At 41.6% G+C, this 15492-nt stretch carries 15 protein-coding genes; 6 read left to right on the top strand and 9 right to left on the bottom strand.

What is annotated here, in order from left to right:
• Positions 1-20: 20 nt before the first annotated feature.
• Entirely contained in the window at positions 21-485 is a 465-nt protein-coding gene (locus ACFE90_RS06870) for a hypothetical protein (RefSeq protein WP_375498975.1), read from the bottom strand.
• Positions 486-671: 186 nt separating this feature from the next.
• Between ACFE90_RS06870 and ACFE90_RS06875 the strand changes: the two genes are divergently transcribed.
• The 4 genes from ACFE90_RS06875 to ACFE90_RS06890 all read left to right on the top strand — a co-directional run bounded on the left by ACFE90_RS06875 (position 672) and on the right by ACFE90_RS06890 (position 4445).
• Complete coding sequence (locus ACFE90_RS06875) at positions 672-1577, top strand: YihY/virulence factor BrkB family protein (RefSeq protein WP_375498977.1); 906 nt, start codon at positions 672-674, stop codon at positions 1575-1577.
• Positions 1578-1669: 92 nt separating this feature from the next.
• A complete protein-coding gene (locus ACFE90_RS06880; protein WP_375498979.1) occupies positions 1670-2176 on the top strand; it encodes a DUF4112 domain-containing protein in 507 nt (168 codons plus the stop codon).
• A 19-nt stretch (positions 2177-2195) separates the two neighbouring features.
• The gene (locus tag ACFE90_RS06885) at positions 2196-3128 is read left to right on the top strand and encodes an alpha/beta fold hydrolase (RefSeq protein WP_375498981.1); all 933 of its coding nucleotides are present in this window, start codon (positions 2196-2198) and stop codon (positions 3126-3128) included.
• A 651-nt stretch (positions 3129-3779) separates the two neighbouring features.
• Positions 3780-4445, top strand: coding sequence for a class I SAM-dependent methyltransferase (locus ACFE90_RS06890; protein ID WP_375498983.1), 666 nt, complete (start codon positions 3780-3782; stop codon positions 4443-4445).
• A gap of 106 nt (positions 4446-4551) precedes the next feature.
• On the opposite strand, the gene ACFE90_RS06895 is transcribed toward ACFE90_RS06890, so the two are convergent.
• The 6 genes from ACFE90_RS06895 to ACFE90_RS06920 form a co-directional block, all read right to left on the bottom strand.
• On the bottom strand, positions 4552-6288 hold the full coding sequence (locus tag ACFE90_RS06895; RefSeq protein ID WP_375498985.1) for a fasciclin domain-containing protein: 1737 nt from the start codon (positions 6286-6288) through the stop codon (positions 4552-4554).
• A gap of 906 nt (positions 6289-7194) precedes the next feature.
• A complete protein-coding gene (locus tag ACFE90_RS06900) occupies positions 7195-8403 on the bottom strand; it encodes a NupC/NupG family nucleoside CNT transporter (RefSeq protein WP_375498987.1) in 1209 nt (402 codons plus the stop codon).
• Positions 8404-8583: 180 nt separating this feature from the next.
• A complete protein-coding gene (locus tag ACFE90_RS06905) occupies positions 8584-8931 on the bottom strand; it encodes a type II toxin-antitoxin system RelE/ParE family toxin (protein ID WP_375498989.1) in 348 nt (115 codons plus the stop codon).
• Positions 8928-9182 (bottom strand): hypothetical protein, encoded by a 255-nt coding sequence (locus tag ACFE90_RS06910; RefSeq protein WP_229458072.1) that lies wholly within the window; start codon positions 9180-9182, stop codon positions 8928-8930. Before ACFE90_RS06910 ends, ACFE90_RS06905 begins: the two co-directional genes overlap by 4 nt.
• Positions 9183-9221: 39 nt before the next feature.
• Positions 9222-9830, bottom strand: coding sequence for a hypothetical protein (locus tag ACFE90_RS06915; RefSeq protein WP_375498991.1), 609 nt, complete (start codon positions 9828-9830; stop codon positions 9222-9224).
• Between the two features lie 144 nt (positions 9831-9974).
• The gene (locus ACFE90_RS06920; protein WP_375498993.1) at positions 9975-11375 is read right to left on the bottom strand and encodes an amidohydrolase; all 1401 of its coding nucleotides are present in this window, start codon (positions 11373-11375) and stop codon (positions 9975-9977) included.
• An 81-nt stretch (positions 11376-11456) separates the two neighbouring features.
• Here ACFE90_RS06920 and ACFE90_RS06925 point away from each other — a divergent pair, with 81 nt between their 5' ends.
• Together ACFE90_RS06925 and ACFE90_RS06930 are read left to right on the top strand one after the other, a co-directional pair.
• Positions 11457-12236: a cysteine hydrolase family protein gene (locus ACFE90_RS06925; protein WP_375498995.1), complete on the top strand. Its 780-nt coding sequence runs from the start codon at positions 11457-11459 to the stop codon at positions 12234-12236.
• Between the two features lie 240 nt (positions 12237-12476).
• Entirely contained in the window at positions 12477-12932 is a 456-nt protein-coding gene (locus tag ACFE90_RS06930; RefSeq protein ID WP_375498997.1) for a cupin domain-containing protein, read from the top strand.
• Positions 12933-13140: 208 nt separating this feature from the next.
• On the opposite strand, the gene ACFE90_RS06935 is transcribed toward ACFE90_RS06930, so the two are convergent.
• Both ACFE90_RS06935 and aepY read right to left on the bottom strand, forming a co-directional pair.
• A complete protein-coding gene (locus ACFE90_RS06935; protein ID WP_375498999.1) occupies positions 13141-14253 on the bottom strand; it encodes a 2-aminoethylphosphonate aminotransferase in 1113 nt (370 codons plus the stop codon).
• A gap of 49 nt (positions 14254-14302) precedes the next feature.
• Positions 14303-15492: phosphonopyruvate decarboxylase (aepY, locus tag ACFE90_RS06940; RefSeq protein ID WP_375499001.1), on the bottom strand; the 1190-nt coding region annotated here is incomplete at its 5' end.

Here is a 15492-nt window from a genome sequence, read left to right on the forward strand (position 1 = left end):
CCTAAGTATTTAGCGGCAGGTTATTTACTCTCTCTTTCTCCTCTGGCTCGTTCCTGTGTCAAGCTATCAATAGCATCACCCAAGGCAATAGTAAGGCTATTGCGGGTTTGAGCGTGGTTATCCTGCTCAGTTTTCAAAGCTTGCAAGAGGCGATCGCGTTCTTTGATTACGGTGATGAGTTTAGCTTGCAATTCCTCCACAGATTTCAGTTGTTCTATTTCTTGTTGGATCGCTGTTACTGGTGTTCCAGCAGCCAGTGTCTCCATCTCAAGACCCTGGAGTTTATGCAATTCTGCCTTGAGGGATGCGATCGCCTGTTGAGACAATTGGGCATCTGTGCGCCGTTGTTCTGCTTCTGTGTTGTAAAGCTGACGCCATTTTTGGGCGCTTTCCCAAGCAGCATCGCGATCGCTCTGAAGTCCCGCCATCTGCTCTTTGAGTGTCTGGATTTCTGTCAACCACTCTTGTGTTAAATTTTGATTCATAAATAATTTGTCATTTGTCATTAGTCATTTGTCATTAGTCATTTGTCATTAGTTTTCTTCCTCTGCCTCCCCTACTCCCTACGCCCCACTCCCTACTAAGTATTATTGCGGTAAAAAGATAAATGCGATCGCTACGCAAAATTTGGCAAAGTAGTTAATAAAGCCAACCAGTTTTAACTCTAAATCATGCCAAAGCCTCGTTTTTTACGCTTCTTTCGCCACCTCAATTGGCGCACGCTCAAAAAAACTTTTGCCAGGACAATCGAAAGACGACTCTTTGGACTCGCCTCAGAAATTGCCTTCAATGCTATGTTATCCCTGTTTCCTGCAATTCTTGCGATCGTTACAGCCATTGGCTTATTAGCAGAATCTTTACAAGCTACCTTTAAACAACTGGCGGCACAACTAAGTCAAGTCCTACCAGAACAAGCTCTCGACTTGATACGTGATTTTGCCACCACAGAAATTACCAACTCCAAAAACACTGGTTTGTTTTCTCTAAGCTTTGTATTAGCAATTTGGACTGCTTCTGGGGCGGTGAGTACCGCGATGACTGCTTTCGACCAAATCCATCAAATTCCTTCAGAAAAAATCCGTCCCTTTTGGAAAGCCAAGCTCGTCTCTCTGGGATTAACAGTCGGTACTATGTTGCTTTTAGTGTTGGCTTCTTTCTTAGTGTTTACCAGCGATTTGCTGCTGGGAATGGTAGTGCGCGGAAATAGTTCTTTGATCATCTTGTTGCATCTTTGGCAGCTGTTACGCTGGCCTTTAGCTTTAAGTATTGTTGCTGTCGCCTTTAGCTTTGTCTATCGCTATGGCCCAAGCCAGTGGAACTCAGGCACGCCAATGATGCCTGGAGCAATTTTAGCAGCTGTTTTCTGGGCGATATTGTCTGCTCTATTTCGGCTTTATGTGGCAAATTTTGGCAATTATAATAAAGTCTATGGCGCAGTAGGGGCTGTGATAGTTTTAATGCTTTGGCTATCGATGAGTGCTGCGGTTCTGTTAATCGGCGATCAGTTGAACGTGACTGTCGGCGAAGATATGCGCCCAAAAGCACGTCAGAATCTCGTAAAAAATATTAATTTGTAAATATCGTTATAAATCCCTGAGAAAATTTTTGCAAAAGTTCAGTAGGGGAGTAGAATATCTAACGATTCAAGACAAACTTAGCGATCGCCTTCATGCCTGATTCTCCTTTTCAATTTTCGATGATTGAACCTGATGCCAAAGCACCCACATTGAAGCGCCTACGTCAGTTAAGTCGGCTGCTAGATAATGTTATTACCATTCCTGGTACACAGATTGGTTTTGGTCTAGATCCAATTTTAGGATTTATACCTATTGGTGGTGATTTTTTGGGAGTCATGTTTTCTAGCTACATCATCCTAGAAGCAGCGCGGCTAGGTGTATCTAGAGCCACTTTAGGCAAAATGGTTCTGAATGTAATCATTGATGGCTTAGTAGGCGCTGTCCCAGTTTTGGGCGACTTTTTTGATTTTGCCTGGCGAGCTAACACTAATAATATCAAGCTATTGGAAGATTACTTAAAGTTTCCTAGCCAGCAAAAGAGTGCAGACGGGTGGTTTATCTTTGGCCTTTTGGTAGGATTATTGCTGATTGCCATTGTTTTAGTAGCATTACCAGTGATACTAGTTAGAATGCTGTGGAACGCCTTAACTGGCGGTTAAATTATTTATTGATAACGGAATGAAAGATTGGTGGCAAGCTACTTTTCCTAAAGGGCGGCAAAGTCTAATTATTACTGATGCTAAAGGGTATCCTGTACAAATTTCTTATGGCGAAAAAGGTAGAGGTAAACCGCTAATTCTATTACATGGTATGGGTAGTTGGAGCTATAATTGGCGCCATACTATAGCACCATTATCTAAATATTTTCGGGTAATTTGTTTTGATGCTAAAGGTTTTGGTTTTTCCGAAAAACCATTGTCGCGTAGAGAACACAACGGTCATCAAGTTATTGAGTTTAAAAGAGTTATTGAGGCATTATGTGACGAACCCGCAGTAATTGTGGCTGAATCTTTGGGGGGATTGGTTGCCCTTGCCCTTGCTCAAGAAAATCCGCAGTTAGTCGGGCGGCTTATAGTCGTAAATGTACCTATTTTTGCCGAACGTCTACCCCATTGGGCTATGTGGTTGCTTGCCCAAACGCCTTTGGAAATAATACAAACAATTGATTCTTTACGTCTAGCATATTTGTTTGCACCTCTATTTAGAGAAATTATGGCGATAGAAAGACGTAGAGTATTATTTGATCCATCAATTTTGACACAGGAAGATGTTTATTGGATAACTTACCCGTTTATTGAGCTACCTGGTACAGTTGCAAAAGTCGCTGAAGAGTTACAAATAGCAGCGCGAGAAATTGAGAATTGGCAAGAAAATAAGCCGAATATGCTTACCAAAATTCAAACTAACCTAAGTGCAATTAAGTGTCCTACATTAGTTTTGTGGGGAGATAAAGATAGTTGGTTTCCTGCTATTCATGGTGAAAAACTGCATCAACATATTCCCAATTCTAAATTAAAAATTTTGTCTAACTGTTATCATGATGCCTCTGCTGGTGCTTTTGAAGTGTTGAATGCAGCAATTATTGAGTTTTTACGCGATACTCATTTCTGAAGATAATTCATGTTTTGATGGAAGTATCTAACTATGTAAAAATCCTTGACAATTTTGCGCGATTTGAAACAATAATTACGAATTAATAATTAAATAAAAAGAGAGTGGGAGGAAGCATATCAGTCAGCTTTCAAACTCCCACTCAGCCATTTACTACTGAAGTGAACAGGAACGTATACAGACGTTGCCCTTATTTTAGGGCTAATGCGTACTTCAACAACAACGTCCATAAGCATTTAATATTCCTGTTGCAGCAAATGCCAAACCTGATTATTAATATTTATCTGCTGATGAAAATCCTCTGCAAATAATTAGTAGAGATAGTTTTTTCTTGTGAATCACTTAGTAAATAGTGTTTTACAAAAGGAATTTTTACGTGGTAGTCCCTGATAACAAAACCCTTGAAGTCGTTTATCTTTGTACAATTTAACTTGGTTAATTAGAATCTGGTTGCCATTTTGGCAAGTTTTTAATGACCAGATTGAATAATTGGAGGTCGATTCATAAATTTTGACTATAACTTAAGTAAATACAAATACCAGACCCAGACGAACAGACGAAGACGATAGAGATTAAGCTGACTGGGGATTCCTGATAAACCACTCTTGGGCGATAGTATAACTGTAGATTCTTTCAATCCTCTTACCTACTATGCCAAAACAATCTATAGGTCTTGATCATCAAGTATATAATTACCTTTTATCCGTTTCGTTACGGGAACCGGAGATTCTTTTGAAGCTGCGCCAAGAAACCGCCAGCCATCCTCGAAGTGGAATGCAGATTTCACCAGAACAAGGGCAGTTTATGAGACTTTTGGTGCAGCTTATTGGAGCCAAGAAAACCCTGGAAGTTGGAGTATTTACTGGTTATAGCTCACTTTCTATAGCTTTGGCGCTACCTGCTGATGGGAAGATAATCGCTGCTGATGTGAGTGAAGAATTTACTGCGATCGCCCGCCGATATTGGCAAGAAGCTGGGGTTGCCGATAAAATCGATCTGCGCTTGGCACCAGGTTTAGAAACTTTAGATCATCTGTTGGCAACTGGACAAGCCGAGACATTTGATTTTGCTTTTATTGATGCTGATAAAGAAAATTATGATGGATATTATGAGCGATCGCTGCAATTGGTGCGTCCAGGTGGATTGATTGCTATTGATAATGTTTTATGGTCAGGACAAGTTGCTAACCCGGAAAATCAAGATGAAAGCACCCAAGCTATCCGGGCGCTCAACGAGAAGTTACATCATGACGAACGGGTAACGCTCTCCCTTGTTCCCATCGCCGACGGGCTTACTTTAGCCATCAAACGATTTTAATACAGTTTGATGCAAACCTAGTACTATAGCTGTTTTCAATTTGTTTAATTGATAGACTAGGGTAGCACAGATGTGCTACCCTAACGCGTGTTCTACTTCTATTTACTTAGAAGTTGTAGCCAACGCCAAATAGTAGCCCTACATCAGTGTCATCCAGAAAAGCAGCATTTACACCACCTGTCACCGTAAATCGAGAACCAACAGGAAGGTCTACACCACCAGTTAACAGTAATCCAACATCAGTATTAGCATTAGCTTCAATTGCTACACCAGCACCAATATAAGGAGATATGGCAAAGGTTCTTGTGCCCACCGAACCTGCTGTGCGGGGAGAAAAATCCAAAGTCAAGGGAACCAGAATTAGTGTATCATCCCCAAAGATCACTGATGGCCGCGCTGATATATTGCGTGTCAGACCAATTTTGCTAATTGCTGCAAAGTTACCGTCGCTCAGAGCTGTATCGTTGCCACTCAAACCAATGTTACCAGCAACTCCAATATAGCTAGGGCCACCAAGAGTAGTTCTACCTGGCCTCACCTGAGGCGTTGTTCCATTTGTGTTTCCTGTTGGCGGCTGATTTAACTGACTGATGTTAACATCAGGCGGAACGAGGACTTGATTAATTGCATGGATAACACCATTGCTAGCTTTCACATCCGCCTGAATAACTCTGGCATTATTCACCGAGACTTGATTGTTAGCAGAATCGATTTTAATATTTACAGGGCTTTGTTCAGAGGTTCTCAGTTCTCCAGCCGAGAGTTGACTAGAAGTTACTGCACCAGGAACCACATGGTATGACAAAATCTTAATCAATGCATCTCTGTTTTCTGGTTGCTGTAACTGCTGTAAGGTCGTAGCAGGTAAAGCAGCAAATGCTTGATCGGTGGGAGCGAAGACTGTATAAGGGCCAGCCTGTTGAAGAATATCTGCTAAACCAGATGTCTTTAATAGAGAAGTCAGAGTTGTCAAAGAACTACTGGATGCAGCAAGAGAAACAATATCAGTACCAGTTTGAGTTCCACCGACAATATATTGACTAGCTGGAAGATTGCTCGCAATGGGTTGCACTCTTCCTTGTTTAGCCAAAGCTTGATATAAAAGTGCCGCAGCTTCAGCACGAGTTAGGGGCTGTTGCGGATTGAGTTGTTTTACATCTGGATAATTAATAACAATATTAGATTGCGTTGCTGCTGTCACACTAGCAACAGCATAGTTCGGGATAGCTGAAGCGTCGTTATAGTAAGTGCTGAGGTCAGTACTGCTTCCAGTGGTGCTACCAGTTAAACCTAAACCACTGGTTACAGCAACGATCGCCTGTACCTTCGGTATTTGTTCACTTGGTCTAAATACGTTCCCAGGATAGCCTGCCAGAAATCCAGTTTCGTAGGCGTTCTGAATTGCAGAAGCTGCCCAATAGCCAGCAGGAACATCCCTAAATCCACCTGCGCTTAATTGCCGAACTCGATTTTGGTTAGGGAAAGCTTTTTGAATTAGGGCGGCAAACTCAGCACGAGTCACACCTTGATTCGGCCTAAAGCTGCCATCAGGAAAGCCAGTAATCACGTTATTGTCAGCTAAGGCTTGAATGAAGGGACGCGCCCAATAATCTGAGGAAACATCAGACAAGTTTACTGATGAAGTAGGCGATGGTGTCGCAGGTGATTGTGTTTCAGGTGATTGTGTTTCAGGTGATGGTGTCGCAGGTGATGGTGTCGTAGATGGAACAGTATTTTGAGATAAAGCTGGGGTAGAAATTACTATGGGAGTGATTGTAGCAGCTGTCATTCCCAGAACTACTAAAGTAACCCTTGCTGATGGCCAACGAAAGAAACTAAACATGGAAATATCCTCTATTATCTAAATGTTCACCACACGTAGTACAAAATTTCTATTTGGTTTTTAAAAAACCGCATATAACACTAACAAGCATAAGCAACGATATTGTGCTATATGGTATTTTGCAAAAATAAAGATCCTTACATGCGAGTAGGCGATTTTATCAGTTATAAAATCGCAGCCAGGCACTAAAATAATTAGCTTTTAATAGCCGTCTCTTTATAATTGCAGAAGATGGTTAATGCCGTCAAGCTACATGCATCATGATCTTTAGCAACATTATAAGAAATAAAATTTGTCTTGGCGATATTTTGTATTATTAATCTTTGAGCGAAATTATACAACTAACTAATGGCTGGATTTCGAGGAATAACTTTCACTCTTTAGATAGTTGAGATAGTTGTCTCTAATGGTAAATTTTAAAATACTAGACTGAAAATTAGCGATCGCAATCAAAAATTTTGGGCATGATTGCGCCAATATTTTTGGCTAGGAATTATTTTTTTGCAAAATACAATTTTCTAAAAAGGAATCCACGGATAAATTAGGATTTTTAAAGTGTCTAATATGTAACATTTTTTCTCATAACACCTCTGGAGGTAGGATAATAAATCCGGTTTTACTCCACTATTAAACCTAGTATTTTCACATAAATGCAACTTATTCTCGAGTTTTAAGCTACTGGAAAGCATCATTATAAAAAAGTTTTAGTTATACCTTTGCACTAGCAAATCTGCAATTGAGGTTAGTAATTAAGTTGGTCGTACTGGTTTGGCAAGGTGTTTTGGAAACCCGGCTGCTAAGACTCACCCAGCGATCGCTTTCTCCAGCATAGGGGGTAAGGGCGATCGCAAAAATCGGAAAACCCTCTTTTCTCCTGTACCCTGCGCCCCCTACCTCCTGCTTCCTTCAAATCAACATCCCAGCAATACAAGCGGTAATAAAACCCGCTAACAATCCGCTAATCATTGACCTTACACCCATACGAGCTAAATCATGCTGGCGATTAGGTGCTATTCCAGTAATGCCGCCAATTGTAATTCCAATTGAACCGATATTGGCAAAATTACATAAAGCGTAAGTCGCAATAATTACTGCACGTTGGGAAATTTTACCACTTTCAATTAGTGCCTTCAAATCCAAAAAAGCAATAAACTCATTTAGAATTGTTTTTGTACCCAATAAAGCCCCCACTTGCCGACAATCAGCCCAAGGTACGCCCATCAGCCAAGCTACGGGAGCCATAACAAAAGATAAAATCCACTGTAATGACAGTTGCTGTAAACCCACAAATGCCCCCAACCATCCCAGCAGTGCATTCAGGGCAGCTAATAATCCTAAAAAGGCAATAATCATCACCCCAACATTAACTGCTAACTTCACACCATCAATTGCTCCTGTCGTAGCTGCATCAATTACATTTACATAATTGGTTTCTACATCCGCTTTTGCCTTACCAGCCGTCTCTGATACTTCTGTTTCTGGGTACAGCAATTTTGATACCACCAACGATGTGGGAGCAGTCATAAAAAAAGCAGCAATCAGGTGTTCTGCTGGTATCCCAAAGGAGAGATATGCCCCTAGTACTCCACCCGCAATTGTGGCAAAACCACCTGTCATCAGGGCATGAAGTTCTGATTGCGTCATATTCGCTATATAAGGTTTAACCATCAGCGCCGACTCTGTTGGGCCCAAAAAGATGTTACCTGCACAGGATAAAGATTCAGAACCCGATGTTTTCATTGTCTTCATCATTACCCACGCCATTACATTTACGACTCGTTGTAAAATGCCGTAGTAATACAAGACGCTGATGAAGGCAGAGAAAAAGATAATTGTCGGCAGCACTTGGAAGGCAAAGAAATGATCCTTAAAATTTTCTCCAAAGACAAATTTAGCACCGACATCAGAAAATGCTAAAAATTGGCTGACAATATCTCCCAGAGATTTAAACACATTTAAACCCCAAGGAGTTTTAAGAATCACTAGCGCCAATGCAAACTCCAATCCTAAACCCCACGCCACTATGCGCCAACGCACCGCACGACGATTAACCGAAAAGGCGTAGCATATACCGATAAAAACTAAAATCCCCAAAGCAGAAATAATGCGTTCCATAATGACTCCCGGAAATGTATCGCAAAGGCACTTGGCCACAAAGCATACACAAAAATCCGCGTGTTTTTATGGGTTTGTAGTCAATTAATAGAGTTTTGATGTTGTAAATTAAGATAATTGGTGGTAGATAATATTGAACACCCAGGATATAACTTCTAGGCGATCGGATGCGGTAATTTGTTAAGTGGCGTTGGGTTCATCAGGATTTTCACCAAGGATTTCCTGTGCAGCGTGTCGGATGTGCAGAATACGCACTGTAGATACTTCTTGCCCCTCCAAAATAGTGAAAAGGATGCGGTATGAGTTGCGTCCTCCACCATAAAGTAGTTGTCGAATCTCTCGGCTGAAATACTCGTTTTCTAGCGCTAAAGGACAGCGCTTCGGCATTTGAGACAAAGAATCAATCGCTTGCAGCAATTTTGCATACCATTGACTTGCCTTTGAAGGGGATGTGACTTGGGACAACCGTAGGAACGCACTGTCTGTTTCAAACTCCGCCACACTGGAAATTTCGATGCGATATTTCATGAATCAGCTGGCAGATTATACTTGCGACGCTGTTCTTGGGCAAACTCATGAAAAGACCGGAACCGTCCTGCCTCAAAATCATCTAATCCTTGTTGAATCCCCTTTATTGCCTCCTCTGATTCTTGTACTTCCCACTCTAGGACACTGGTAAGCAACTCAGACGCTACAAGACTAACATCTTGACCTTGCCGAGCGGCTTTGTCGCGTAATAATGCTTCTAATTCTGGGCTAAGGGTAATGACAATTGGCATAGAGCTACTTCCTTTGGCATTCAGCCTCTGTGCGATATTTTAGCAAACACAGCCGTTTTTGTTGGTGCAAGAAGAATTTGTTTTTGGGCGAATACAAGTTTTAGGGAACTCAACTGAAGAATCAGCTAACACTTCTTTGTAGATGCAAAGTAAATTTTCTAGATGATCTCCGCTTAATAGGTTAAAGGGTTTAGGAAATTCTTCTACAGGTATAATATTTCTCTCTTCTACATTCAAACCTAAAGCGCGAAATCCAATCGTAACACCTGCATGAAGATATACTTCCTGAAGTTCAAAATCTAGATATTTAGTAATACGAAGATCGACATCATAATTGGCTAATTCACCAAAGCCTTCTACTTTATTTCTAACATCCTGAACAAATTGATAAATACTATTAAAGTTGTCAAAATCAAGAATACACTGAGCATCTAAATGTTTTAAAGCAATATCAGCCGCTAAAGCTAGACGCCTACAACCAACACGCCTTTGATGACTATGAACTTTTCCCTGCTCGTCTTCGCTACGAAAAGCTTTTCTGACAGCATCTTTTAAATTGTCAGCTTGTTTATACCAAGAATATTCTTTCTCTGCATAGAGATAAACATTCTTATGATAGTCCTCGTATATGTCTGTGTAGGATTTCATATCTAAAAACTTATAACTCAAGTCCTACTGTAATCTTTGAGACTATACTCGTCAACCTTTCTAGGTATATATTTCCCATTTTCTAACCGAATGTTAAACACCAAAGCAGGAATTTTTTGCCGCAGTTCTGTATTTATTTGTCTTTTACAACCCCATAACCGTGCGATAATGTGCTTCAATTTGTGCGACGGTTTCAGACTTGCGTTTTGTCTCCCATTGACTACGGTTAAATAATTCTTGCCGCAATTCATCAACGTTAATTGTGGTAATTTTGCCATCAGCAACAATTTGCTTGCCATTTACCCAAGCACTATCAACAACATTCGTGGGACGACCTAAGACTAATAAGCCAATGGGGTCTGTACGGGGTAATAATGATAAATTGGTGAGGTCATAAAGTACCAAATCGGCTTGTTTACCTACAGTTAAAGAACCGAGTTTGTCTGCTATATTCAGTCCCTTTGCACCTCCCAAGGATGCCATTTCTACAGCTTGTCTGGGCGTAATCCAGTGTTGATAATCTGAGTCTGTAACGTTGTGTAAGATAGAACCCATTTTGATGGCTTCTAGTAAATCTTGAGAGTCATTACTCGAAGCACCATCACAACCGAAAGTTACATTTACTCCAGCTTGGCGATATTTTAAAATAGGGGCGATGCCACTGCCTAAACGCAAATTACTTAAGGGATTATGAACAACTGTAGATTGAGTTTCGGCGAGTATGGCGATATCAGCATCATTTAACCAAACGCAATGGGCAAGTGTTGTGCGATCGCTCAAATATCCGATTCTTTTCAAATGTTCCACAGCAGTACAACCGTACTTTTCTTGAGCGAGTTTTTCCTGTGCCCTGGTTTCGAGTAAATGAGAGTGACGACAAAGATTATAGCGATCGCTTAACTCAGTACATCCTTCAAATAAAGCATCAGTACACAATTGAATCCCCGTTGGTGCAACTAAAATATTTATCCCCTCATCCGGGCGATGAAACTGTCTCACCGCTTCTTCGATAATTTCCAGTGTTGCCGCAGTTGAGCGAAAATAAAGTTCATGCTTTTGGGCTGATTCCCCAGATGGGATACCTGCGGTGAGGGATTCATCTTGAATTAAGGGGGCGATAAAGGCGCGAATCCCAACTTCTCTGTAAGCGCGAGTTGCAATAGCGATCGTTTCTAACTCAAGTCCCGGAATTAACACTAAGTGATCTACTACACTCGTACCGCCGGAAAGTAGGGTTTCCACCGCAGTACCCAAGGCGCTGAGATAAACCTGTTCCGGATCGAGAGGGGCAAAATCATACAGTTCCGCCAACCATAATTCTAAAGGGAAAACTGACATGATTCCCCGTTGCCACATCTCTGATGAGTGGGTGTGGGCGTTGAAAAAGCCAGGTAGCAATAGCTTATTTTTGCCATCTATAGGTGTGCCGATTACCTGTAGATTAGGGGCAATGGCTGCGATTGCACCATCTATAATCTGTACATCTACCGTTGCATAATCATCATCGGCGGCAATCAAAACGTTCTCGATGGTGAAATCTAGCATATTTAACCTTGATTAAGTAATTGTATTCTCAAGTGAATTTCAAGTTACAAAATAGAAAATGGCGTTGGGTATTGCAATTTTATGAATTTACCATTACGGACATTGGGAGTTGCACCAAATGCGTGGACAGTGAATGATGCGATCGCAGATATCACTCGTCCTCAAAAGGCCCCACAACCCGTTATTTTATCAACAGAAACTAAAACCCTGCGCCTAGACTTGGCAAAAGCTGCTATCCTCGTCATTGATATGCAAAACGACTTCTGTCACCCTGATGGCTGGTTAGCGCATATCGGCGTGGACGTAACTCCGGCGCGTCAGCCTATTGAACCTTTGAACAACTTACTTCCAGAATTGCGTGAGGCTGGTGTTCCAGTCATTTGGATAAATTGGGGAAATCGTCCCGACTTGCTCAATATTAGTGCTGCTTCGCGCCACGTCTATAATCCCACAGGGGAGGGTGTGGGATTGGGCGATCCACTGCCAAGCAATGGTGCTAGAGTACTCATGGCAGGTAGTTGGGCCGCAGCAGTAATAGACGAACTAGAAAAAATTCCCGAAGATATTTGTGTGGACAAATACCGCATGAGTGGATTTTGGGATACGCCATTAGATAGTATTTTGCGGAATCTGGGAAAGACAACATTATTTTTTGCTGGTGTTAATGCTGATCAATGTGTGCTAACTACCTTATGTGATGCCAACTTCTTAGGATATGATTGCGTGTTAGTTAAAGACTGTACCGCTACCACTTCTCCTGAATATTGTTGGCTAGCGACATTGTACAATGTCAAACAATGCTTCGGTTTTGTAACTGACTCCCAAAAGATTTTAACAGCGCTGCAAAAAGGTGAGGAGTGAATCAATTTTAGATTTTAGATTTTAGATTGATCCCATGCATAAATTTTCTTTCTTCCCTACGGGACGCTGCGCGAACGAGCAATAATTTTAGATTTTTTCTTGTTTTGAAATTCGCTTGTTCTGGGACATTTTTGAATTTTGAATTATTCAATTCAAAATCCAAAATCCAAAATTATGTTATTCAAAACTCGGATTTTAGGAATTTTCATACCTATCGAGAACTTTAGAGGAGATAAATAAATGAAAGCTACTCGTTGTGTAATTCCGGTGATAAAATCTCCCAAAGATTACCAAGTATATCGCATCAGTCCCAACGACTCTAATCGATTAGCAATTATTTTCGATTCGACAAATGCTAATACTTCCTTGACTTGCTGCATAGAAATTTTTGATGTTGGTGGACAAACACCGCCAAATCGCCATCAGTGGGCGGTGGAAATGTTTTTCGTCATCAAAGGTGAAGCGATCGCCATGTGTGACGGCAAAACTACCACGATTAAAGCTGGAGATAGTTTATTGGTGCCTCCCACTGGGACTCATTTGATTAAAAATACTGGTTCTACTCGCTTGTATACGTTGACTGTTATGGTTCCCAATGAAAATTTTTCGGAATTGATTCGTAGTGGTATTCCCACGGAGTTGGATGCAGAAGATATGGCAGTACTGGGGAGAGTAGATGCTTTGATGCCCTGTTAAAATAATTCCTAATACAGCAGTTTTCTTTTGCATGAAGTACAAAGCTACGGGTTTTGAGGCAGGAGGCAAGAGGTAGAAACTCTTTATATCTGATACGTGAAACCTGTATTTTGTACCTCACCGACTTGCAAACTGTTGTATCATTTATGTATACATAATTTAGTTATGCTGACCACAGTCATTAATCTGAGATTGATATTGTTAGAGTTCAGGATGTAGGTTTGTCTAAAACTTTTGAAATAATTCGTTTAACAACAACAACAAAGCGTTCCATGTCAGCGTGGGTAATAGCTCCCATTGTCGAAACTCGGAAAATAGATTGAGCTAAGTTTCCCTGTCCAGAATAAATGATATAGTCTTGTGCTTTCAATTGGTCGTGAAATTCCTCATAGCTGAAACCTTCTGGCAAGTAGTAAGCATTCAAGACAACGGATGAACTGCCAAGAGGAAGTAGGGGTTTAATTCCGATTGAGGCTAAACCATCTCTGACTAAGCTGGCAAGTTGGTTGTAATGGCTGTGTCTAGCACGCCAACCTCCTGCTTCTGCCATTTCTTGCAAAGCTTCTGTTAAAGCATAAAATGTCTGTACTGATTGCGTAAAAGGTGTGCCACCTCGGTCTTGTTGCTGGCAATAGGTTGCTAAATCTAAATATAAGGTGCGCCCGATTGTGTCTACTGACGGCAGTGCATCCCGTTGCAGGATGACAAAGGACGTTCCGGGGACACCATGTAGACATTTATTGGCTGTTGCAGCGCAAGCGGTGATTCCCCAATCAGCAAAATTTAGTTCTTCAGCAGCAAAGCTGCTGACTCCATCCACTAATAGTTTGATGCGGCGTTCTTGGCAAATTGGGGCAAGTTCCAGCAAATTATTTAAGCGACCGGTAGTAGTTTCGTGATGGACGATCGCAAGGTGGGTGATGTCGGCGTTTTCATCTAGGAGTTTGACTAAAGCGTTGATATCGATTTCAGCATTCCAAGGATGGGAAAGTGTAATGTAATCAATACCGTGGATTTTGGCAATTTTGGAAAGTCGTTCGCCATATACACCGTTTTCAATTACTAGTAATTTCCCGTCTGTGGGTACTAAACTGCTAATCATCGCTTCCATCGCGGCGGTACCAGAGCCAGTGAGGAGAACTGCTGCCCAGCGATCGCTTCCAAGACCATAAACTTGAAGTAATTGTTCGCGGATTCTGCTTTGAAGTTGGGAAAATTCCACCTCACGGTGACACAAATCGGGGCGCAACAAGGCATTTCTGACGCGATCGCTCAAATTGACGGGGCCGGGATTTAGTAAAATCATTTTGTCATTTGTCATTGGGCATTAATAAATGAAGAGTTTGTACTTTGAATTTATTAATTACGAATTACGAATTACCAATATGTTTCATAAAGCGTTGTAAAACTGCTTCCGGGGTGAGGTTGGGTCTGGGTAGCTTTTCTAAAGTTCCGGGACGGATTTTTAAATGAGCGAATTTAGGTCTGGTGTTAGCATCTGCGGTAAATAAGGCATCTAAAAGGGCGGGATCATCTCCGGCTAATGTGACACCATAACCGCACGCTTCGGCAATTTTGGCAAAGGAAATGCCCGCAGAGACGGTGGCTTGTGCGCCAGTAGAATCGTGGGCTTCATTATCTAAAAGAATATGGGTCAAGTTAGAACCGCCATAAGTGCCAATGGTAGCAAAATTACCCATCCGCATTAATGCTGCACCATCACCATCAATTACTACTACCTTGAGGTCTGGACGTACTAAGGATAGTCCCAATGCCATTGAGGAAGCGCAGCCCATTGACCCAACCATATAAAGATGATTGGCGCTGTCTTTACTAGCAAAAAGTTCTCGTCCCGTATATCCGGTGGTGGCAATTACTACAGTGTTTTTGGGATCAATTAGTTCTACAATCCGAGCTAGTGCTTCGCTGCGAGAAACGCGTTGTTCTTTGTGATCCCGAAAAAAGCTTTGCTGAATATGAGCGATCGCACTATTTTCTCGTTCGGGGATAGAAGAACGGGTGAGTGCATGGGGGGCGATTGCTCCTTTACGCATAATTAAAGCATAAGGACAGCGTTCTTGTTGCATATAGGCTGTGGCTCTTTGTAAAACGGGTTCTATTTGTGCTGCCTCTGTGGGAAAAAATTCCCAAGGTATAGTCATTGTTTGCAACAATTTATCTGTGATTTGCCCCATTAATTGATGTTGCGGTTCATCTTGCAACAAGCGATCGCCTCTTAGAGTACAAATCAGCAGCAGCGGAATCCGAAAGATATAAGTGAGGGAGGTTAGCGGGTTAACTGCATTTCCCAAACCAGAGTTTTGCATCATCACCACAGCAGGTTTTCCAGTAATTGCTGCTCCGGCTGCGATCGCTACAGCATCTCCCTCATTGGCTGCGGAGATATATTTAAGTTGAACGTCATTGATGACGTAGTTAATAAAAGGCGTGAGAAAAGAACAGGGTACGCCAGTGTACCACTCAAAACCAAGATTACGCGCAGCTTCTACAAATTCTTCTGCTTGGATCATGTTAAGAGATGGGGAGTGGGGAGTGGGGA

It is taken from the genome of uncultured Nostoc sp., assembly GCF_964245445.1.
In the GTDB taxonomy this organism is placed as follows: Bacteria; Cyanobacteriota; Cyanobacteriia; order Cyanobacteriales; family Nostocaceae; genus Nostoc.

Excerpts from the sequence above, each read along its gene's own strand:
- ACFE90_RS06935 (WP_375498999.1), bottom strand. The coding sequence starts at position 14,253 with ATGACAAATGACAAAATGATTTTACTAAATCCCGGCCCCGTCAATTTG.
- ACFE90_RS06895 (WP_375498985.1), bottom strand. The coding sequence starts at position 6,288 with ATGTTTAGTTTCTTTCGTTGGCCATCAGCAAGGGTTACTTTAGTAGTT.
- ACFE90_RS06880 (WP_375498979.1), top strand. The coding sequence starts at position 1,670 with ATGCCTGATTCTCCTTTTCAATTTTCGATGATTGAACCTGATGCCAAA.
- ACFE90_RS06890 (WP_375498983.1), top strand. The coding sequence starts at position 3,780 with ATGCCAAAACAATCTATAGGTCTTGATCATCAAGTATATAATTACCTT.
- ACFE90_RS06920 (WP_375498993.1), bottom strand. The coding sequence starts at position 11,375 with ATGCTAGATTTCACCATCGAGAACGTTTTGATTGCCGCCGATGATGAT.
- ACFE90_RS06915 (WP_375498991.1), bottom strand. The coding sequence starts at position 9,830 with ATGAAATCCTACACAGACATATACGAGGACTATCATAAGAATGTTTAT.
- ACFE90_RS06885 (WP_375498981.1), top strand. The coding sequence starts at position 2,196 with ATGAAAGATTGGTGGCAAGCTACTTTTCCTAAAGGGCGGCAAAGTCTA.
- ACFE90_RS06875 (WP_375498977.1), top strand. The coding sequence starts at position 672 with ATGCCAAAGCCTCGTTTTTTACGCTTCTTTCGCCACCTCAATTGGCGC.
- ACFE90_RS06905 (WP_375498989.1), bottom strand. The coding sequence starts at position 8,931 with ATGAAATATCGCATCGAAATTTCCAGTGTGGCGGAGTTTGAAACAGAC.
- ACFE90_RS06925 (WP_375498995.1), top strand. The coding sequence starts at position 11,457 with ATGAATTTACCATTACGGACATTGGGAGTTGCACCAAATGCGTGGACA.
- ACFE90_RS06900 (WP_375498987.1), bottom strand. The coding sequence starts at position 8,403 with ATGGAACGCATTATTTCTGCTTTGGGGATTTTAGTTTTTATCGGTATA.
- ACFE90_RS06870 (WP_375498975.1), bottom strand. The coding sequence starts at position 485 with ATGAATCAAAATTTAACACAAGAGTGGTTGACAGAAATCCAGACACTC.
- ACFE90_RS06910 (WP_229458072.1), bottom strand. The coding sequence starts at position 9,182 with ATGCCAATTGTCATTACCCTTAGCCCAGAATTAGAAGCATTATTACGC.
- ACFE90_RS06930 (WP_375498997.1), top strand. The coding sequence starts at position 12,477 with ATGAAAGCTACTCGTTGTGTAATTCCGGTGATAAAATCTCCCAAAGAT.